General features: G+C 69.4%; 22 protein-coding genes and 1 pseudogene. 4 read left to right on the top strand and 19 right to left on the bottom strand.

Annotation, left to right across the window (positions count from 1 at the left end; translation table 11 throughout):
- Positions 1-295 (top strand): annotated as a pseudogene (locus MXD57_RS06960) (hypothetical protein); the annotation flags it as partial.
- A 100-nt stretch (positions 296-395) separates the two neighbouring features.
- Complete coding sequence (locus MXD57_RS06955; protein WP_250400416.1) at positions 396-869, top strand: nuclear transport factor 2 family protein; 474 nt, start codon at positions 396-398, stop codon at positions 867-869.
- Between the two features lie 300 nt (positions 870-1169).
- Here the strand turns inward: MXD57_RS06955 and MXD57_RS06950 are convergent, their stop codons facing one another.
- The 14 genes from MXD57_RS06950 to MXD57_RS06885 all read right to left on the bottom strand — a co-directional run bounded on the left by MXD57_RS06950 (position 1170) and on the right by MXD57_RS06885 (position 12661).
- The gene (locus tag MXD57_RS06950) at positions 1170-1340 is read right to left on the bottom strand and encodes a hypothetical protein (RefSeq protein ID WP_250400415.1); all 171 of its coding nucleotides are present in this window, start codon (positions 1338-1340) and stop codon (positions 1170-1172) included.
- A 210-nt stretch (positions 1341-1550) separates the two neighbouring features.
- Positions 1551-2867: a transcriptional regulator gene (locus tag MXD57_RS06945; protein WP_250400414.1), complete on the bottom strand. Its 1317-nt coding sequence runs from the start codon at positions 2865-2867 to the stop codon at positions 1551-1553.
- 120 nt (positions 2868-2987) lie between these two features.
- Positions 2988-3605: a DUF6624 domain-containing protein gene (locus tag MXD57_RS06940; protein ID WP_250400413.1), complete on the bottom strand. Its 618-nt coding sequence runs from the start codon at positions 3603-3605 to the stop codon at positions 2988-2990.
- Positions 3602-4129: a LuxR C-terminal-related transcriptional regulator gene (locus tag MXD57_RS06935; RefSeq protein WP_250400412.1), complete on the bottom strand. Its 528-nt coding sequence runs from the start codon at positions 4127-4129 to the stop codon at positions 3602-3604. Before MXD57_RS06935 ends, MXD57_RS06940 begins: the two co-directional genes overlap by 4 nt.
- Positions 4130-4173: 44 nt before the next feature.
- Positions 4174-5424 carry a cytochrome P450 family protein gene (locus tag MXD57_RS06930; protein ID WP_250400411.1) on the bottom strand — a complete coding sequence of 417 codons (1251 nt, stop codon included), beginning with the start codon at positions 5422-5424 and terminating at the stop codon, positions 4174-4176.
- Between the two features lie 5 nt (positions 5425-5429).
- A complete protein-coding gene (locus MXD57_RS06925) occupies positions 5430-6701 on the bottom strand; it encodes a cytochrome P450 (protein WP_250400410.1) in 1272 nt (423 codons plus the stop codon).
- Complete coding sequence (locus MXD57_RS06920) at positions 6698-7300, bottom strand: GTP-binding protein (RefSeq protein WP_374114663.1); 603 nt, start codon at positions 7298-7300, stop codon at positions 6698-6700. Before MXD57_RS06920 ends, MXD57_RS06925 begins: the two co-directional genes overlap by 4 nt.
- Complete coding sequence (locus tag MXD57_RS06915; RefSeq protein ID WP_250400409.1) at positions 7278-7646, bottom strand: DUF742 domain-containing protein; 369 nt, start codon at positions 7644-7646, stop codon at positions 7278-7280. Before MXD57_RS06915 ends, MXD57_RS06920 begins: the two co-directional genes overlap by 23 nt.
- Positions 7643-8065, bottom strand: coding sequence for a roadblock/LC7 domain-containing protein (locus tag MXD57_RS06910; RefSeq protein WP_250400408.1), 423 nt, complete (start codon positions 8063-8065; stop codon positions 7643-7645). Before MXD57_RS06910 ends, MXD57_RS06915 begins: the two co-directional genes overlap by 4 nt.
- Positions 8062-9372, bottom strand: a complete 1311-nt coding sequence (locus MXD57_RS06905) for an ATP-binding protein (RefSeq protein ID WP_250400407.1) — start codon at positions 9370-9372, stop codon at positions 8062-8064. Before MXD57_RS06905 ends, MXD57_RS06910 begins: the two co-directional genes overlap by 4 nt.
- Positions 9373-9384: 12 nt before the next feature.
- Entirely contained in the window at positions 9385-9717 is a 333-nt protein-coding gene (locus MXD57_RS06900) for a hypothetical protein (RefSeq protein ID WP_250400406.1), read from the bottom strand.
- 119 nt (positions 9718-9836) lie between these two features.
- Positions 9837-11645, bottom strand: a complete 1809-nt coding sequence (locus MXD57_RS06895; protein ID WP_250400405.1) for a glycoside hydrolase family 15 protein — start codon at positions 11643-11645, stop codon at positions 9837-9839.
- 177 nt (positions 11646-11822) lie between these two features.
- Positions 11823-12461, bottom strand: coding sequence for a hypothetical protein (locus tag MXD57_RS06890; RefSeq protein ID WP_250400404.1), 639 nt, complete (start codon positions 12459-12461; stop codon positions 11823-11825).
- The gene (locus tag MXD57_RS06885; RefSeq protein ID WP_250400403.1) at positions 12458-12661 is read right to left on the bottom strand and encodes a DUF5999 family protein; all 204 of its coding nucleotides are present in this window, start codon (positions 12659-12661) and stop codon (positions 12458-12460) included. Before MXD57_RS06885 ends, MXD57_RS06890 begins: the two co-directional genes overlap by 4 nt.
- Positions 12662-13426: 765 nt before the next feature.
- Between MXD57_RS06885 and MXD57_RS06880 the strand changes: the two genes are divergently transcribed.
- Positions 13427-13885 carry an ATP-binding protein gene (locus MXD57_RS06880; protein ID WP_250400402.1) on the top strand — a complete coding sequence of 153 codons (459 nt, stop codon included), beginning with the start codon at positions 13427-13429 and terminating at the stop codon, positions 13883-13885.
- Between the two features lie 56 nt (positions 13886-13941).
- Complete coding sequence (locus MXD57_RS06875) at positions 13942-14952, top strand: aldo/keto reductase (RefSeq protein WP_250400401.1); 1011 nt, start codon at positions 13942-13944, stop codon at positions 14950-14952.
- On the opposite strand, the gene MXD57_RS06870 is transcribed toward MXD57_RS06875, so the two are convergent.
- Genes MXD57_RS06870 through MXD57_RS06850 form a run of 5 tightly spaced genes read right to left on the bottom strand, consistent with a single transcriptional unit; the run spans position 14925 to position 19774 of the window.
- Complete coding sequence (locus MXD57_RS06870; RefSeq protein WP_250400400.1) at positions 14925-15437, bottom strand: NUDIX domain-containing protein; 513 nt, start codon at positions 15435-15437, stop codon at positions 14925-14927. The genes MXD57_RS06875 and MXD57_RS06870 overlap by 28 nt on opposite strands.
- Positions 15434-16702 (bottom strand): hypothetical protein, encoded by a 1269-nt coding sequence (locus tag MXD57_RS06865; protein WP_250400399.1) that lies wholly within the window; start codon positions 16700-16702, stop codon positions 15434-15436. Before MXD57_RS06865 ends, MXD57_RS06870 begins: the two co-directional genes overlap by 4 nt.
- Before the next feature lie 14 nt (positions 16703-16716).
- Positions 16717-17196, bottom strand: a complete 480-nt coding sequence (locus MXD57_RS06860) for a PPC domain-containing DNA-binding protein (protein WP_250400398.1) — start codon at positions 17194-17196, stop codon at positions 16717-16719.
- 35 nt (positions 17197-17231) lie between these two features.
- A complete protein-coding gene (locus MXD57_RS06855; protein ID WP_250400397.1) occupies positions 17232-18239 on the bottom strand; it encodes an asparaginase in 1008 nt (335 codons plus the stop codon).
- A 38-nt stretch (positions 18240-18277) separates the two neighbouring features.
- Positions 18278-19774 (bottom strand): hypothetical protein, encoded by a 1497-nt coding sequence (locus tag MXD57_RS06850; protein WP_250400396.1) that lies wholly within the window; start codon positions 19772-19774, stop codon positions 18278-18280.
- Between the last annotated feature and the right edge of the window lie 170 nt (positions 19775-19944).

Genomic DNA, 19944 nt, shown 5'->3' with positions numbered 1-19944 from the left:
CTGGCTGGAGCACCGGCGAAACCGGTGGCCGAACACCGCGAACCTCCACCTGCTGATCAACAACCAGACCGCTACCAAGACCAGCCGCGCGAGCAACCACTGGATCAGCGCTTCGATGCGCGGACAGGACGCGACACTGGAGCGGCTCCGCGTCGACCGGCAACTCGAAGAAGCCCTGACCCACGGGCCCGATCCGCTCCACCTCGCCGAGGTGTTCGGGCTCGACGAGAAGACCGCGATGCGCTACGCGGACTCCGCCCGCCGACTCCTGGAGCGACCCGTCGAGCGGCTCTGACCGTCGTGCCACGTCGAAGATGATGCCGCGTTCAGGGCCGTGGGAACCAGGAGCCAAAAAGCTATCGCGGTGCCCCATAGAGGGCTGGTAGCAATTGATGATGTCGACTGAAGCCCTTGACCCGATGGAACGTCTCTTCGCGGAGCGAGCCTGTGAGCGTCTGATCGTCGAGTTCGTGCGTCGTCTTGACCTGGGAGATCCGAGCAGTGTCGCGGACCTCTTCACGCCTGACGGGGTGTGGGAGTGGCCTCACGGCGACCGCAAGGTGGAAGGGCGTGAGGCGCTCCGCAGCTACTTCGGTTCGCGACCCAAGGACCGGCTGTCACGCCGCATGTCTACGAACATCTTGGTCACGGTGAACTCCGTGTCGACGGCCACCGCCACCTCTTACTTCGCCACTTACCGAGTCGACGGCTATACCGACGGCATGGTGCCCCCGAGGCTCCCCGCGAACGTGGGCCACTACGAGGACACGTTCCGGAAGGTCGAGGACACCTGGCTCCTCGCCAGCCGAGTCACGCACCTTCCATTCGGCGGAGAGACGGCACGACTCAGCCACCCCGGCCAGTCCTGACCGCGTGGCCCAACCTGCTACGTCCACTTGCTGCCGTCCTCGCACCGGCCCGCGACTTCACCACGAACTCACGGATTCCACGTCGCGAGGCACAGCGACAGACCTGCGGGTTCCCGCCGGGAGCCCTTCAGTCTTCGCGAACTCGCGGGGCTCCCCGGGCGTGGGTAGTTCCGGTACAGAAAGTGCCGATGAGAACGATCACGCCCATGCAGCTCAGCTACCACCCTGCGAACCGCATTTGACCCGCAGGCTGACCAATCGCGAGTGTGCGCCGCACGCGAGGCCCGGCGTGCCACCGAACTACTCACGCCCGGAGAGCCTGCCAGCAGGCAGCACGTCAGCCGCGAACGGCCCACGGCCGCCCTCGTCGACCGCCCCTTCGATCACGTCCTCGCTGTTGACCCCAGAACGCAACTGGGCAGCGAACCGGGGTCCCGGCGGCAACACCCAGATCTCCAAACGATCGAACATCAGACCACTCTATGGGGCGCGCTGAAATCGGCGCGTGCCCCGGCCGACACCTACCTCTACCCGGCTGGGGGAGCGACGACAAGGTGCCTCCCGTTCTGGTGAACATCGACCACCGCCCGGGCGGGGCGCCTCCCGAAGTCGTGCACATCTGCCGTCGGAGCCGGAGCTCGTGAACAGAACCAGATGTGTCTCCAGTGCGGGCCAAGGTGGTCAGAAGCCTCGCAGCGGCTCGCCCGCCTTCAGGCGGTCGAGGCGCTCGGAGAGCCGACGGCTCATCAGATGCTGGGACGCCTGGGAGGCGCGCTTCGCCACTGCCGCGTGCTCGGCCGAGTCACCGCGCAGCCGCGCCAGTTCGGCCTCGGTAATCAGGAGTTCCACCGTGTCGCGTGTCCGGTCCGATGAAAGGACCGACGCCTCCTTCAGGGCCTGCGCCCCCTGTTCGGCCAGCCCGGCAACGGCAAACGCCCACGCCGTCTGTCCCTCCAGCTCACGGAAGTCGAACCACTCCAGCCAGGCCGGACCGGTGCTGCTCTGCGCGCGGGCGAAGAACTCGCGGGCCCGCTTCACCGCCGCCACGACCTGATCCGGCTGTCCGTTCAGCGCCCATGCTCGAGCTTCGGTCACGCACGCATAGGCCCTGACGAGGGGAGGCGCTCCCTCGGCCGCCAGCACAGCACTGCGCGCGTGAGCGAGCACATCCGCCTGCCCGCCCTGCGTTGCCGCCAGCCGGGCTTGGTGGATGTGGACCCGAGTGATGCGGGCGCGGTCGCCGATCGCCTGGGCCAGCCGCATCGCCTGAAGGTCGTAGCGCTGCGCCAAACCGGGGAGCTGATCGTCGTAGGCCATCGAGGCCATAGCAAGAACCGCGTCCACCACGCTGCCGTACAGTCGGCGACCGGTCCGTGCGGAGAAGCTCCCGTTCAACATCGGTGTGGCGTGCGTGTCCATCATCGACGCGAACACACTGCGGAACTTGCCCCCGCCGTGTTGGGAGTCCAGCTTGCCGTACAACCGAGTCTGCTCGTCAAGCAGGTCGATGTCCGCTGCGGTGACCCTGTGCTGCCCGTGGCCACCGATGGCGGCGTCCGCCGGCATCACGAGCGCCTCGCGCGACGCGGGACCAAACACGCTCGGTGAGAACGCGCTCTTGACCACGCTGCGCCGGCGCATGGCGTCCAGGGCCCACAGCTTCGACAGCATGCGTACGGCGTGGGGAACGTCCAGGTATTCCAACGATTGCACCGCGACCAGGCCGGTGTCGGACGGCCAACCTAAGCTCTCCGGCGTCACTACCCGGTGCAGCGCTGCCGACAGTACATGGCACGCGGCGGCTGCGAGGTCCTCGCCGGGAGTCGCGCCCTTGCACCACCGAGAGACGGTGCTAGTGGCCACTGCGTAGGGCAAACGGATCGCCTCACAGCGTGCGGCGATCCGGCGTGCGAAGCCGCTGATCGACCAGTCCAGCGTCTCCAGATGCTTGAGTAAGACCTCGTTGCGCTCCGCCTTCTCTGATCTCGGACTCATCATCGCGCCGCCCCATCCCGGTGGAGTCAGGGAAAAGATCGAAGTGGTACCAGCTGGGTTCCGTGCGTTCAGCGGCTCCCTGGGGCGGAGCCCGTGCGAGTCGGCTGCAGCCGCTGGCCCTGCTCACGGATTACTCCCGGCCAAGGCGAGGTCCTCGTCGTGGTCCGGTACCGGGACCGGTAACGAACCGCTCCCGCCCGCCAGGCGTTCGCGCAGCAGCCGGAACTGCTCTGCGTGGGGGAGCAGCCCGACCTGTGCACGCCGGACGTCGAGCTGATCGCGGCCCTGGACCGGGTAGAGCTCGAGCTCTCCGTCGGGCCGACGGCGGTGCTGCGTGCCGTAGACCTGCAGTTTCCCGTCGCGCGCCAGGGACCGGTCGTACAAGCGCGCCCATTGGCTCGCACTCACCTCGCGTTGCCGGGCGGCCTCATGGACCGCGCGGAGGAATCCGTTCTGGGCACGGGGGTCTTGATCGGCGTTCAGCGCGAGCGTCAGCGCGGCCCGCGCAGCCTCCTCGCCGACGAGGCTGCGGCCGGGCCACCCGTGGGCGGCCACAATCCGCTCAAGCACCTGGGTGTTGGCCTGGTCCGTGAGCAGCGCGGCGCCGGCCCCCGTCGGCCCCTGCTGCGTCGCGGCGGTGGAACGGGCGGCCCGCCGGTTCTCACTGGCGGCCTCAGCGCGCTGGATCAGGGTCTGGGCGAGGTCGGGCCGCTGCGGCTGGTGCTGGTCGGGCGTCGTCACTGCGTACCTCCGGAGGCGCGATGGCCCGGCAGCATGGCCGGGGACGGCGAGGCCGAGGTGTCCGGCTTCGTGGTCGTCTCGGAGTCCAGGAGCTGCCAGGCGTGGGCCATGCCCACTAGGTGGCTGGAGTTGAGCGCGCCGGCCTTGTCGGCGAGGTCGCGGATGCGGGTCGTCACCAAGGCCGGGGCGATGCGTGCGGCTGCGGCGATCTCGTCGTTATCCGATTTGGTGGCGACCGCGCGGAGCAGGAGCAGTTCGTCCTCGGTGAAGGCCGGGACGGTGTCCGGCGCTTCCGGAGTGGGGGCCTGGCCGCTGGCCAGCGCCGCGTGGACCTTGGCCGGACGGGAGCTGACGCCGAACTTGAGGCCGATGCTCATGACGTGCCGGCCCAGGGTGCCGGGCTGCATCCCGAGTTCGGCGGCCGCCTCCTGGTTGCTGAGACCGGCCGCGATCTTCTCGGCGACGCGCTTCTCGGTGGGCGTCAAGGTGGTCAACTCGGTTACTGAGCGGCGGGTGGCAGCCATGCGTCTTCCCTTCCGGCCACAGGCCGTGGTGGTGGGGTGAGTGGTCAGGAATCGGCCGGGGGTCGAAGGCGGACGGGGAGATGCCGGTGGCCGTTGGAGATGAAGGAGGACAGCGGCTTCAGCTCCTCCGGATCGACGGCCAGGCGCAGGTCCGGGTAGGAGTCGAAGAGCATGGGCAGGGCGATGGCGGCCTCCAGCCGGGCCAGCGGCGCGCCGGGGCAGAAGTGCGGGCCGTGGCCGAACGCCAGGTGCTCCCGTGCGGTGGTGCGGGTGATGTCGAAGGCGTCGGCGCTGGCGCCGTGGACGTGCGGATCGCGGCCGCCCGCGGCGTAGTTGATGACGATGGCGTCGCCCTGCCGGAAGGTCAGGCCGGTCGGCTCGTCCTCGATGTCGCGGGTGGGGAACCGCATGATGATGCTGGCGATGGGCGCCTGGTGCCGCAGCGTCTCCTCGATGGCCTCTTCCCAGGCCGCCTTGCCGGAGGCGATCAGGGCGTGCTGGTCGGCGTGGGTGAGCAGGTTGGCCACGGCGTGGTCGAGGAGGTTGACGGTGGTCTCGTGACCGGCGCCGATGACCAGCATGAGGCTGTCCAGGAGTTCCTGGCGGCTGAGCGTCCCGCTGTCATGGTCGGCGATCAGCGTGGAGGTCACGTCGTCGTCCGGCTGCTTGCCCTTGGTCTCCACCAGCAGGTTCAGCAGCCGGTACGTCTCCGCGTACGCGGCGGCGGCCTCCTGCTCGTTGCGGGAGGTGTCGAACAGGGCACCGATCGCGGCCCGGAAGCCGTCGTGGAGCTCCTCGGGGACGCCGAGCATCACGTTGACGACGAGCAGCGGCAGCCGCCAGGCGAAGCGGGCCCGCAGGTCGACGACCTCGTCCGGGGCAGTGTCGCTGAGCTCGTCCAGGAGCTGGCGGGTGATCGAGGTGATCTGCGGGCGAAGGGCGCGGACCCGGCGCGGGTTGAACGCGGCCGCCAGCGGCCGGCGCAGACGGGTGTGCTCGCTGCCGTAAGCGCTCAGGGCGTTGCGGACCTCGACCCAGACCCGCAGCGGCCAGTCGGCGGGTATCTCCCCGTTGATGAACGCGGGCCAGTGCCGGTGGGCGTCCTTGGAGATGTCGGGGTGGGTGAGCAGCCGTCGGATCAGGTCGGGGTCGGTCACGCTCCAGGCCGCCACATCGCCGGGCAGCTCGACGTGGGTGGCCGGCCCGAGGGCGCGCAGGGTGGTGGCCTCGGCGTGGATGTCGGTGCCGGCTCCGTCGATCCGGTACGGGCAGCGGGCGGGCGTCTGCGCGGTCATGTCGGTCACCTTCCGGTCGGGGCGAGGGCTGCTGCGGGCTGGAAGCGGACGGGCAGAGCGGTGAAGCCGGAGTGGAACGTGCCGGGGCGGCGGATCAACTGGGTGGTGGCCAGGGCTAGGTGCGGCAGGCGGTCGAGCGCGCGCTCGATGGCGGTCTCCGCGATGATCCGGGCGAGGTCGGGGGCGGGGCAGGCGTGGACGCCGGCGCTGAAGGCGAGGTGCCCGCGGTTGCCGGCGTAGGAGGTGGGGGCGAGGCCGAGGGAGGGGTCGCCGTTGGCCGCGGCGAAACTGACGAGGATGGGGTAACCGGGCTGGAGCACCATGCCCTCGAAGGTTTGTTGGCCCAGCGTGTACAGCGGGCTGTAGTTGGAGACCGGGGGGTCGGTCCACAGGACTTCGTCGAGGGCGTCGGAGACGGGCTGGACGCCGTCGTGGACGCTGCCGGCGAACCGGGGGTTGGTGATGATCCGCTGGACGGCGTTCGTGATCAGGTTGCTACTCGGGGTGGTGGCCGCCCCGATGACCAGCAGGATCGTCTGCACCATCTCCTCGTCGCTGAGACTGGCCTCGATCAGCCAGCTGGTGACGTCCCGCTGGGGTGCTCCGCGTTTCAGATGGGTTAGCGCCAGGCAGGCGTTTTCCAGGTCGGCGTTGGCCGTCGCGGCGTCCTGGTCAGTGTCGAACAGGCGGGCGATGGCGGTGGTGATGCGTCGGCCGATCTCGGGCGGGCTGCCGAACACCTCGATCATCGTCAGCATCGGCAGCGGGTCCGCGTACTGGGCGACCAGGTCGCAGACACCGGTCGGGGCGAAGGCGTCGATGAGCTGGTCGGCGATCTGGGTGACGGTGGCCGCCAGGGCGTGGGTGTCGACGCGGGCCAGGCTCCCCGTGATCGCGTGGCGCAGCCGCGCGTGCTCATGGCCGTCCATCCACAGCGCGTTGTCGCGCGGCTGCATCATCATTAGCGCCGGGCTGTCGGGCGGGACCTGGCCATTGGCCAGCGCCTGCCAGTGGCGGGGGTTCTTCGCGAACCGGTTCGGCGTGTTGCGCAGGAGGTACAGCGCCGAGCGGTAGGTGGTGGTCAGGTAGCCCCATACGCCGGGGGAGATCTCCACCGGGGCGATCGGGCCCTGGGCGCGCAGCAGCGCGTAGGTGGCGTGGGGGTCGGCGTTGAACCCGGGACCGTAGATCGGCAGCGGCTGGAAGGGGCGGTCGGGCCGGGCGGCCTCGCCGGCGTGCGCGGGGCAGCGGCCGGATGCGGGCTGGGGCGTGGTCAACGGGATGCCTCCGGGGCGAGGGACAACAGGTGGCGCATCAGGACGATCAGGGCGTCGGTGGAGCTGCGTCTGTCGCGCGCGTCGCACGTCACCAGCGGTGTCGAGGGCTCGAGGTCCATGACCTCGCGCAGTCGCTCGTCGGTGTGGACCGGGGCGTCGTCGAAGGCGTTGACGGCGATGGCGTACGGCAGCGCGAGGCCCTCGATCAGCTCCAGGATCGGGTAGGTGTCGGTCAGGCGGCGTGTGTCGGTAAGGACCAGCGCGCCGAGCGAGCCGAAGGACAGGTCCCGCAGGACAGGGAAGAACCGCTTCTGGCCGGGGGCGCCGAACAGGTAGAGCACGAGGTCGTCGCTGAGCGAGAGCCGGCCGAAGTCCATGGCGACGGTTGTCTTGGTCTTGCCCGGCAGGTCGGTGTGGTCGGTGCCGACGCCAGCGCTGGTCATCACTTCCTCGGTGCTGAGCGGGGTGATCTGGGAGAGGGTCTGGACGAGCGTGGTCTTGCCCGCGCCGAAGTGGCCGGCGATCAGGAGCTTCGCTGTGCGCTCGTTGCCGCGCAGGGGCGGCGCCACCCGGGTGTCAGAGGCGTTGGAGTCCGGCAAGGACGTCCTCCAGGAGCTTGATGTCGAGCCCAGTGGTCTGGGTGATCTGTCGTTGGGTGGTGATGTGGCCGGACTCCATGAGGTCGGCCAGCAGGATCCGCATCACGCTCAGCGGCAGGACCAGGTGCGCCCCGAGCTCGGCGACCGAGTAGGCGCTGACGGACAGCAGGTCCAGAGCGCCCCGGTGCTCGGGGGTCAGTCGGGTGCGGTCGAGTTGGGGGGAGGAGGCGGAGAGGCTGATCAGGGTGATGTGGTCGAAGTGGTTGCGCGCGGCGGCGGTTCGGCCACCGGTGACCACGTAGGCCCGGACCAGCCGGTCTCCGCCGCTGGCTCGGGGCCCGTTCACGCGTTGCCGGTCCGGTCCTGCCGCGGCGCGATTCCCAGGGTCTGACCGACGCGGTCGATCGTCTTGAGCATGCGGTAGGAGACATCCGCGATGTCCGCGTCCCGGTCGGCGCCGACGGCCAGGTAACTGCCGTCGCCCGCGGCCATGAGGACGAGGAAGGAGTTACCGAACTGCGTCAGCGTCTGCTCCCACGGCGAGTTGGGGTCACCGCTGGCGAAGGCGGCCCCCGCGCGGCTGAGGGACTGCATGCCCGAGGCGATCGCGGCGACCGTCTCGCCCAACTCCCGGTCGACGCCGGAGGAGGCGGCGGTCAGCAGGCCGTCGGCGGACAGCAGCACCGCGTGCCGGGTGTGCGGCACGTTGACGAGCTCGTCCAGGATCCAGCTCAGGTCAGCGGAGGGTGCGGAAGGGGCGCTCACTGGGTGTTCTCCTCGTCGGTGGGGTTCTTGTGGGGAGCTCGTGTGCCGCGGACGAACGCGGCGAGGTTGCGTCCGCCGTCGGTTGGCGGCTGGGTGGCGGGCTGGGTGGCGGGCTGGCCGTGCGCACGCTTGGCGCGGCGGCGCATGGGCAGGCCGTCGTCGGCCACCGGATACGCGCCGCTGTTCTGGGGAGCCTCCGGCGGGTGCGGGGAAGAGCCGGAAGGGGCAAAGCCGGTGTTCGGCTGCGGCGTCTGCAGTTGCGCTTGCGGTGCGGCCGGTGCCGGGGCGGGCACGAGGAGGCCGCGGTGGAGGTGGACGATCGCGCGCACGCCGCCGTGGTCGGACTGCTGTGCCACGGAGACGTGGAAGCCGTAGCGCTCGGCGAGCGCGCCGATGCCGAGGAACCCGAGCCGGGGCGGGTTGCGCAGCTGCGTCAGGCGTACCGGTTCCTTCCCGGTCAGCAGCCGCGCGGCGTCAGCGCGGGTTTCCGGGGTCAGCCCGATGCCGGCGTCGTCGATGACGATGCTGACGCCGTTGTGCGCGTGGACGAAGTACACCTCCACGGTCGTTCCCGGCTGCGAGTTGCGGGCGGCGTTGTCCAGGAGTTCGGCCACGGCCAGGACGACCGGCTCGATGACGGTGCTGCCGACGTACTCAGTGGGCTCCCCGGTGATCCGCACCCGGCGGTAATCCTTGATGCGCGACTCGGCCCCGCGCACGACGTCCAGCAACGGGGTGTCGTCCCGCTGTCGTCCCGGCCACGCGCCGGCCAGGAGACCGACGATCTGGGCCTTGCGGGCGAGCTGACTGCAGGCGTGGTCGATCTCGTAGGCGTCGGCCAGGACCTTCTCGTCGTCGTGATGGTCGATCATCGAGCTGATCGCCCGCTGCTGCTCGTACACCAGCGCCTGGAGCGCTCGTGTCACGGACTGCACGGCAGCCTGGGCAGCCCGCTCCGCGCGAGTGGACGCCTGCTCCGCAAGGGTGCCGAAGTATTGAAGGATCTCTTTCTCGGCCTGGGCGAACGCGGTGCCAGCCAGCTCAGGGTGGAGCGGCTGCCCAGCGTCGCCACCGGAGCCGCCCCATAGCTCCCCGGCCACCGCGGGAAGCCTGTGCGTGGCCAGGTGCTGTATCTCCTGGTCCCGCAGAGCGGAAAGGCTCTGCGCTCGTTGGAGGACCTCCTCCAGTTCTGTCTTGTCGGTGGCGTGGCTGTGTGCTGTCCGGCGGTAGCGGACGGCGGCAACGGTCGCGCAGACGAAGCCCGGCGCGAGCAGGGCAAGCGCGGCGTCCTGTATCGGGGCGGTCATCAGGTCAGGTCCTCATACGAGTTCGGGTGTCGGAACGCGGGGCGGCACCGTCGCCGGACCGCTGTCGTTTTCCTCGTGCGCGCTGATCGCGGCCAGTGCCAGACTCAGAAGGAGCGGGGCCGTGAATGCGCGTCCGGCCGCGTTGCCGAACCTCGCCCACCGCGGCGAGCCGTTCTGGGTTCCGATCACCGGCGGCACCACCAACAAGCCCGTGTTCTGGTATTTCGCTCCGGGCGGCCACACCTCCCAGTGGGAGCCGGGCGGGAGCGGCAGGCTCCACCCGCCGTCGGCGGCGATGGCCGCGCCGACCGGATGCGGCTCGTTGTGGGCCAGCACTCCGATCACCGCCCGGACAGCGCCCTCGGGCAGTGTGAGGACCTCGAAGCGGGCACCCACGGGGAACAGCCTTGGTTCCGGGCCGGCGCAGGCGCGGAACAGATCGAAAACCCTCGGATTTTGCGGGTTCATGCCGCCTCCGCAAGAGAACGGGCGCGCTGGAGCCGCAGCGCCGTGTCGATCAACGGCACGTGACTGAACGCCTGAGGGAAGTTCCCAACCTGGCGCTTGAGCCGCGGGTCCCACTCCTCGGCGAGCAATCCCAGGTCGTTGCGCAGGGCCAAGAGCTTCTCGAACAGCTGTTGCGCCTTGTCGACGCGGCCGATCATGGCGAGGTCGTCGGCCATCCAGAAGGAGCAGGCCAGGAAGGCGCCCTCGTCACCGGACAGCCCGTCCAGACCCGCCTTCGGGCCGGCGGTGCGGTACCGCAGGATGAACCCGTCCTTGGTCGACAGTTCCCGCTGGATCGCCTCGACCGTGCCGATGACGCGTTTGTCCTCGGGCGGCAGGAAGCCGACCTGGGGGATCAGCAACAACGAGGCGTCCAGCTCGCGGGAGCCGTACGCCTGGGTGAACGTGTTCCGCTCCTGGTCGAAGCCCTTTTCGCAGACGTCCCGGTGGATGTCATCCCGCAGCTCGCGCCACTGCTGGAGCGGCCCGACCGCGCGCCCGGCCTCGATCAGCTTGATGGTGCGGTCGACGGCGACCCAGGCCATCACCTTGGAGTGGACGAAGTGCCGACGCGGGCCGCGGATCTCCCAGATGCCCTCGTCCGGCTCCCTCCAGTGGTCCTGCAGGTAGGCGATCATCTTGAGTTGCAGGGCAGCCGTGTGGTCGTTCGGCGCCAGCCCTGCCTCCTCGGCCAGGTGCAGCGCCTCGACGGTCTCGCCGTAGACGTCCAACTGGAGTTGGCCGGCAGCTCCGTTGCCGATACGGACCGGGGTAGAGCCCTCGTACCCGTCCAGCCAATCCAGCTCCGCCTCGGCGAGCTCGCGCTCGCCGGCGATGCCGTACATGATCTGCATGTTCTCCGGGTCCCCGGCCACCGCCCGCAGCAGCCAGTCCCGCCAGGCGCGCGCCTCCTCGCGGTAGCCGGTGCGCAACATCGAGGAGAGCGTGATGGCCGCATCCCGCAGCCAGGTGTACCGGTAGTCCCAGTTCCGCACCCCGCCGATCTCCTCCGGCAGGGAGGTGGTCGGGGCGGCAACGATCCCGCCGGTCGGGGCGTAGGTGAGCGCCTTCAGTGTGATCAGCGAGCGGACCACCGCATCGCGGTACGGACCGCTGTACGTGCACTGGCCGACCCACTCGCGCCAGAATTCGGCGGTCGTCTGCAGCGCCGAATGCGGCTCCGGGAGCGGGGGCTCGCCCTTGTGGGAGGGCTGCCAGCTGATGGTGAAGGCGATCCGCTCGCCAGCCCGAACGGTGAAGTCGGAATAAGTCGTGCGGTCTTCACCCCGCGAGGCCACTGAGGCGTCGAGCCAGACCGAGTCGGGCCCGGCCACGGCCGCGGTGCGGGCACCGACTTGGTTCACCCACGGCGTCACGCGGCCGTAGGAGAACCGCATCCGCAGCGCGGAGCGCATCTTCACCTGGCCGCTCAGGCCCTCGACGATCCGGACCAGCTGAGGGGCGCCGTCCCGTGGCGGCATGAAATCCGTGACGCGTACGGTGCCCTGGAGGGTGTCCCACTCTGAGCGGAGGATCAGCGAGTCCCCGTCGTAGTTCCGCCGGTCGGCGGTCGGCGGTTTCACCCCGTCGGCGCAGGCCGGTCCCAGACGCCAGAAGCCGTTCTCCTTGGTGCCGAGCAGCCCGGCGAAGACCGACGGGGAGTCGAAGCGGGGCAGGCACAACCAGTCCACGCTGCCGTCCCGGCATACCAGGGCGGCGGTCTGCATGTCCCCGATGAGTGCGTAGTCCTCGATACGCCCAGCCATGGAATATCCGTCTCAGTAGGTGCGGGCGCCCCGATGCCTGCGGGGGCAGGGAGCGCGGGTGGGTAGCAGGGGGTGATGTGCGGCTCGTCCGACGCCACGGCGGTGCACGGGGCGGACGGGCCCGAAGTCCCGGCGAGCGCGGCCGGATACCGGGGGACGGGCACGTCGACACCTCGGTCATCGGGCACCGGCTGTCGCGCTCAGGTCGCTCAGGTCCACAGCGGTACAGCCTTCGAGCGACAGCACCTGACGTGTGGCCACGAGCCAGCGGATCGCGGGGTCGTCGTAGGCGACCATGGCGAGGTCGTCGCCGGGAACGGGCAGCAGAGTGCGTCGGTCGTACGGAATGCCCGTGACTCCCCAGTTCACCGGCCGCTCGACCCAGGCCGCGACGTGCTTGCGCAGATGCGGGCAGTGCCTGACCGCGATGAGCGCGCACGGCGGGCAGACCGGTGCGGCGGTGGTCAGCTCTCCCTTGCCCACCGGCCGGCCGACGTTCTTGAGGAGGAACAACTGCCGCTCCGGGTCCTGCTCCAGGGTGTCGGCGCCGCACACCTGACACAGCATTCGGCTGATCGCCCGCCGCTGGCGCAGAGCATGGACGGTCGGGAACAACGCCCTGCCGGATCCCGGAGCGATGGCCTGCCGGATCCACAGCACGCCTTCCATGTCGCGGTCGTACGGCATTTCGTCCGCGTAGCCGATTCCTTGCCTGGTGCGGTGCAGGACCACGGTGGGCACCGTGTGCGTCTCCGCGGTCCACGCGGTCACGTACGGCACCGGAAGGCCACCCTGCATGTACCGATGGCTGGTCATGCGGCGGCACACGCCACGGCGCCGGTCACTCGACGAGGGGCGACGATCTTCCCGTCGGGAAGGATCTCGCCGGTGTCATCGAAGAGCACCACGCCGTTGCACAGAAGCGACCAGCCCTGGTCCGGGTGCGCCGAGACCACGGTGGCGGCCTCGCGGTCCGTGGCCTGGGCGGAGGGGCAGGCGGGCTTGTGCTGGCACATGGCGAATCCTTGGGGGAAGCGGAGCTGGAGGGGATGGCACGGGCGGGTTGACGAGGGAAGAGACCGGCTGCCGCGGCGGAAGCCCTCGCCGCGGCAGACAACGGGTGGCAGGCGGAGCTGTCCAGCCGAATTACGTGTGCCTGGCGTTGCGTGAACCTGTGAATAGCGTTGCCCCTTGGGGGCGTTGTCGGTAGCGAAAACGGACCCCCACTTCTCCCCACTTCGACATCGGCGAGCACAGTCGGGATTTCGCCCACGCGTCACCGGCCCCGCAGGCAAAAGGGGTGAATTCGGTCATTAATCAGTGTGTCGAGGCTTGTGTGAGGGCCCACCGCTAGAGGCCGGCCGCGCCGCCCCCACTTCACCCCACTTCACTGGAAGTGCTTGACTGAAATGCGTGAACGGTGATAGGCGCGCTCGCGGGTGGGATAGTGGGGCTGAAGGGTCCCCCCTCATTTGCGTTCTGCCAGCTAAAAGCCGCTCTCGGCACTCCTGTCGGCGTCAGCACGCGGTCAGACTCGGGGCGCAAAGGACGCCTTGTTCGTGGTCGCAGTGCTGGGGGACTGCGCAAATCCCGATCCTTTGTGCGGATCCTTTCCTCTGTGACTGTCGTCCCGCCTCGGTAAGTTCGCGAGCCCGGCGGCGAAGTGGGGAGAAGTGGGGGTCCGTTTCGCTGTCGCCAGCGCTGCGTGATGGGCCACGGTATTCGCCAGGACTTGCCAGTCCGTTTCCCCGGGCATCGCGAACGCAGCGAGGAGTGATCCCGTGCTTGGTCCCACCAGTACGGCCTTGGCGCGCGGCCAAGGCCGCGCCGCCGGCAGCCCCGTGAAGCATGCCGCGCTCGACCTCCGCGGCCTCGACGCGCCGCAGAGCGCCGCCCGCCGCATAGTCCGCAGCGCGCTCACGGAGACCCCCGACGAGGAGTACAAGGACGACGTGGTGCTGGTCGCCGACGAACTGGTGGGCAACGCCCTCGAGCACGCCGGAGAGGCCCTCGGCATCTCCCTCGATCTGTACCCGTGGGGGACGGTTGTCCAGGTCCGCGACGGCGGCCGGGACACGGCCGCGGTGCCACGGAATCCGGGACGGGCCGACGATGACGATGTGGACGGGAGAGGCTTGTTTCTGGTTAACGCACTGGCAAGTGCCTGGCGGGTTCAGTACGACGACGCGGGGAAACGAGTCGTCGCGGTCTTTCTGCATCGAGCGGGTGACACATACTGATGCTGCCGAATGATCTCACCCACCGCCCCGTGGCTCGGGACTTGCTCTTGGGCCCTGTGGGCATCGGCACAGGCACCTCCCGGTGGGCCCAGACCGCCGTTCAGCCGGACGACGCTCAACTGCTCGACGGGCTGCGCCGCGCCGTGGAGTCCGGTGTGGAACTCATCGACACGGCAGACAGCCACCGGTACGGCCACGCCGAGCGGCTCATCGGCAAGATCCTCAAGGAGAACCCGGGCCACAACGTGCGGGTATCCAGCACGGTTGGCCGAGTCCGGGGCTCTGCTCCCCACCCGTACGCCGGTCCGCGCCTGCGGCACCAGCTCGAACAGACTCTGGAGAACCTCTACCTCGACGAACTCGCCGTCTACACCCTTGAGTCGTACGACTTCGGCAACGGCGACCGCTACCTCGGCCCTGTCATCGAGCAGATGCACGTGCTACGGGATCTGGGCCAGATACGAGCGATCGGTCTGCGCGGCCCGGATGGCCGCTCCTCGGCCCGTTTTATCCGCCGCTTCCTGGACCTCTTCGACCAGATTCGCCCCGACGTGGTCTGGACGCAGGCGAGCGGCTTGCTCCCGCTGGCCGATCTCGGAGACGGCGAGGACCTCGGCGTCTTCACCGCCCGCCGCGGCGTCGGCCTGCTGGTCGCCTCTCCGCTGGCCAACGGCGTCCTCGCCGGCCGCCGCCCGCGGACGGAGGGCCTGGCGGACGACCGAACGGACATGCAGACATCTTCTATCACGCACGGCCTCGCCGTACTGACCGACCGGTTTGGCTCGTCCGCTGATGCCCTGCTGCGGGTGGCCTTACGGTTCATCCTTCACCAGGTGCAGAACGCAGTGGTGATCGTCGGCGTGGGCGATCGGCAACAAGTCGGCCGGTACTTTGACTCTCTCGGCCAGCCCCTGTGCGCCAAGGACCTGACGGTGATCGAGGAGGTCTTCCGCCGCATCCGAAGCACGGTGAGCCCTACCGAGGACCGTAGCCTCTCCGTGGAGGTGACCAGCCGAGACGGGCGCGCAGCCGTCCCCGTTCAGCAGGGCACCCCGTTGCGGAGGTAGCGCGGAATCCCGTCGTCCAGCACCTTCAAGGCTTGTTGCGCTCGGGCCCGCTGCCGGTCCGGCAGCAGACGCAGCGCCTCGGTGACGTCGAAGAAGCCGTGCTCGGAGATCTCTTCGTCGCAAGGCTTCAGCTTGGCGGCCTGTTCGGGTGACAGAACGCCGGCGTCGAAGACGAAGCCGAGGTAGTCGTCCCATGGGCCATGCGGTTCGACCCAGTCGACGCACAGGAACCGCAGGCTGGTGATGTCGAGGCCGAGCTCCTCGCGGAGTTCCCGGCGAAGAGCGGCATCGGGGGGCTCGTTGGCCTCCGCCATGCCCCCGGGAAGATCCCACCCGTCCTTGTAGGTCGGGTTCACCAGAAGCAGTCGGCCGTCCCCGTCTCGAACCAGGGCATCGGCAGCCGCCCGCTTCCGGGCCTGCTTGGCGTTGCCTTCGGCCAGGTAGGCGTTGCGGCCAGGGTCTCCCGGCCTGGGGGCATCGTTCACTGCGGACCTTCCGGTAGCGCGAGACTGCCGAGCAGCAATCTACGGTGCTGAGCAGCCGCGGCCATACGCGAGAGCAGGTCGCGGACCTCGGGCACCTGGCGGTACCGATCGAATTCGGCCTGCAGCGAGTCGAGTTGACTGCTCAGCCGCAGAGAGGTGACCGACTGGCCAGCGGTCAGCAGCTCCACGCCGACCTGACAGGCCGCGTCGACCTGCTTTTGCGCCAGCAAGACCCGCGCCAGTGTGACCTGTCCGAACGCCATGCTTCGGACCCGGCTCGCGTCGCGCAGCGCCAGGGCGCGTTCCGCTTCCTGGGCCGCGGCGTCGAGCTCGCCGAGATCCAGCAGCGCTGAGGCAGCCTCGCTGGCCAGCGCCGCTTCGTCGAACGGCGCCACCCAGTGCGAAGCTGGAACGGAACGCGCAAGAGCCAAGGCATTGCGTGCCGAGTCGAGAGCCCGCTGGGCGTCGCGTCCCTCGTTGAGCTGGGCGAGCGCGCGGGCCTCCATGGCGTGGAGGCGGGCCGAGAGGGCCGGGACCCGGAGGCCGGCGGCAAGTCGTGCCAGTCCGCTGCGGGCGAGGTCAGCGGCGGCGTTCACCTGCTCGGTCTGCAAGGCCAGGTGGCTCATGCCCGCCAGCACGTTCGAGCCCGCGGTCACGTCTACAAGACTCTGCGCCAGACGCAGCGCGCGATTGAAGTGCCCGGAGGCCAGGTCGTCCCGTCCGACATCGTGAGCCATCCACGCCGCCATCTCCGTGAGCACGACCGCCGCCCCGAACGCGACCTCGCCATTCTCACGTTGGTCCGTCGCACTGAAGAGGCCCGGGGCGACGACGGTGTTGAGGTAGTGCACCACAGACCGGTAGACGTGGCCTCCACCGAGTTGGCGGTCCGCGAGCCGGAACGACTCCATAGCGGCGACGTGCGGTGACAACCCGAGATTTCCCAGCGAGCGTTCGCCGCTTGCCGCTGCCCCGGTCTCGGCCCGCTGGTGGGCGTCCGGCTCGGCCGGCCCGAACAGCCGCTCAGCCGTCTCGACGAGAAGGTGCTCCAGGATCCGGCAAGTTGGGCGCCGCGGCAGCCCCTTGATGTCTCCGACCATCCACCGGTCCCAGGTGGACCGGGAGACGTACACGGAGGCGAGAGTGGGGTCACCGTCCAGCCGGGCTACCTCCTTGGCAGCCCGCTCGAACTGCACCGTGAACGTCTCGTAGACGCGCATGCGCCGAGCCTCGACCACCTTCGGGAAGAGGATCGCCCTGCGCATCGCGGTCTCCCCCCTCAGCTGGCCGTGCCGAAGCCGAGGAGAGGGACGTCGTACAGGTTCGGATCGCGGCGCCGCGTCAGCGCCGGGCCCGCCACGTCGCCGACGACTTCGACGATGGGGATCTCGCAGATGAACTGCACCTTCGCGCCGAGCAGGTGAGACACCCGCCCGTCGGCCGACGCGCCCTTGATGCCGGCCGCGACGTGAATATGAGGTGCCAGGCAGTCATTCTCCAGGTCCCACGCGAGCGTCCCGCCACCGAGCGCCTCGAGCGTCTCGACGGTGATCTCCTCCCACAGGGGGGCCTCGGGGTCAGCGAGGGGCTCGCAGGAGCCCACCAGGCGCGCAGAGCGGAACCCGCCGACGAACGTCGGGATGTATCCGGAGCGAATGCCCTGGTCTTCACAGAACCGCGTGAGTCCGTCGAGGAGGTCCTCCCCGTGATCGAGGGCGAGAACGAACTGCCGGCCGGAACGGACCTGGGCGAAGCGCATGGTCGGGGGCGTCCTTCGTGCTGGTTGGGGCGGGATCAGGAGTAGTCGAGGAAGACCTTGGCGATCTCCGAGCGCGGTGTGCCTGCGGCCAGGTGGGCGACCAGGAGCAGGCGGGCCTTGTACGGGTCGAGCGTGCCCGCGGAGACGAGGCCCCGGGCCAACAGGTCGCTCTCGGAGCCTGGGAAGGCGTAGGTCGAGGTAAGGACGGGCCCGGTGCCGATGCGTGACGCGAGGACGACGGGCATCGCAGCCGCCAGCGCTTCCAGCCGGGAAACCCACGTCTGGGGGACGTGGCCGACGCCGAAGGCGGCCACGACCAGCCCGGAGACCTTGCCTTCCAGCCCCTCCAGCAGGATTCCGCTGCTGCCCAGGGAGGCGGTGATTACCTCCACCTCGGACGAGGCGCCCGGGGCGCCGAGCGGCAGCGGGACGGTTCCGGTCCTCTTCAGGGCGCGCTGGAACCGCGCTGTTCCCTCCACCAGACGGCCGAGCGGGCCGGTCGCCGGGGAACCGAAGGCGGCCGGACTGGTCGTGTGCATCTTCCGGACGTGCCGGGCGGCATGGATCTCGTCACCCAGGACGACAAGTACCCCTTGTTCCCGTGCACTTGCGCACGTGGCGGTCTGCACGGCGGCCAGGAGATTCGCCGGACCGTCGGCACCCGCTGACGCGGCGCTGCGCATGGCCCCGGTGAAGACCACCGGCGCGCTGCCCCGGTAGTAGAGGTCGGTCAGGAACGCGGTCTCCTCCAGGGTGTCGGTGCCCTGGGTGACCACGATCCCGTCGACGCCTTCACGATCGGCCTGCTCCAGCCGGGCCACCAGGTCGACGATGTCGCTGGTCGTCAGGGATGCGCCGGGCAGTTTCCGGAAGTCCTCAGCGGTGACCGCGGTGCCCTGGAGGCCGGGCACGGCGGCAACGAGATCGGCGCCGGTCAGAGTGGGCGCGACCTCGGACGCCGAGGCGGTGGGGGTCATGGCGATGGTGCCGCCGAGGGCCAGGACAACAACGGAGCGGTGCGGGTCACGGTCAGCGGAGGACACGAAGGGCCTTTCATACCTGGGGGCGGCGTGGACAGGTCTCATTGGTCGGACGTGAGCTTGCCGAGGAAGAGCAGGGTCTCATCCAGCGCGTTCACCGTCAGCAGACGGCTACGCGGTCGAACGAGTCCGGCGACACCGTACTCACCCAGGGAGCGGCACCGGGAGGTCAACCAGTCCCAGTCCAGGCCCAGGTAGCCGCAGAGGGCCCGCAGCCGGCTCGCCGAGTCCGCAGCGCCCGACAGGACATCGTTGCCCTGCGCGTCGGCGAACGCCGCCGCGTACGTGCGCAGGTCGCCCCGGGTCGACGTGCTGCCGGCGGCCCAGAGTGCCCCGCCGGGAACCCGCACCCAATTGGCGACAACGGCTTGCTGACCGGGGACCAGGGCCACGCCGTCCACCTCTGAGTATTCCGGCTTCGGTATTACCCGCACCCGGATACCGACGCGCTCCATGAGGGCGATCGCCAACAGCAGCAGGACTCTCTCGTACCGCGCGGATTGGGCGACTTCACCTTTAGGCAGGCAGAAGACCCGTACGGTCTGCGTAGAGGCACTGTGGAAGCGCGTGAGCGCCTGGAGGTAGTCGAGCTTGTGCTTGAAGAACAGCCAGGGGGCCGCTTCCTCCCCGCTCTGCTCGCGTGTCCAGAAGGTAGGCACCTCGGTGGCGTTGGCCAGCTCCTGCTGGATGTGCTGGGCGCAGAACGCCGACCCCATCCAGCTGCTTCCTGCGGCGGTGAGGTCTACGAGCAACTGGCTGGGCGCTGATCTCGGTAAGGACAGGTAGGTGCTGATGAGGTGCCGCTCGCTGTCGAGGACTTGGTCGTCGGCCAGGAGGCCGTCGTCGAGTTGAGTGAGCGCCCAGAGGATGCCGTACGTGAGGTCGTCCAAGAGGTAGGCCGAGGGAATTGACAGGGTTCTGGCGGACTGCGGTCCCGGTCGGCCCGACCTGCGGGCGGATGCGGCTTCGCGGACATACAGGTCCAGGTCGCCGCGTCGCTCCTCGACACCGACGATGAATCCGCGGCGCGCCGGCCGTAAGAACCCCTCCAGGTCGCGCTGGCCGTCTTGGCTCAGGTCGTCGGGGTTCACTTCCTCGCCCCGCCTGATGACCGGGAGAAGGTGAACTGCGGCGCTCGTCCCGTCCAGGCGGTGGCGCCCGGTGATCTCCCAGGTCCCAGCGGGGCCGCCTGCGGGGATCAGCATGCTGGAAGTGGGCCAGCGGGATCCGATCCGCGTTGCCACCGACCCCACGGCCACCGGGGACTCGCTTGCATCGGGTGCCGGGCTGAACAGAACGTCAACGGGGTGCCCGAACATGCGCTCCAAGATCTGCGCCGCTTCACCGCGGGGCCGGCCGTACCAGCTGCCGGAGGACCATCGGTCGAACGTGGTGCGCCCCAGGCTGACCGTGGCGAGACGGCGGTTGCCGGTCTTGCGGGCGAGCTCCCGGCCGGTGGCCGTGTAGGGCACGCAGAACACTTCCCAGGTGGTGAGGTTCTGCTTCTTCAACAGGAGGCTGAACAGCGTCCGACGCATCGCGGCGGCCCCTCCCTGGGCGTGTGCGGACAGCGGAGCAGCGGAGCGGCCTCCACACATGGCGACGGGCGCTGCACACTTCGTGACCCTGGCTAGGATGCTCCCAAAGGCAAGCCGTTAGCAATATGGTCGAGCAAATTGCGCGACCATATTGCTTGTAGGGAAGGCGA

The sequence above is a fragment of the Streptomyces cellostaticus genome (genome assembly GCF_023630175.1).
Taxonomy (GTDB): domain Bacteria; phylum Actinomycetota; class Actinomycetes; order Streptomycetales; family Streptomycetaceae; genus Streptomyces; species Streptomyces cellostaticus_A.
Note: the sequence above shows the minus strand (reverse complement) of the source record. Positions and strands in the feature narration are given on the sequence as shown.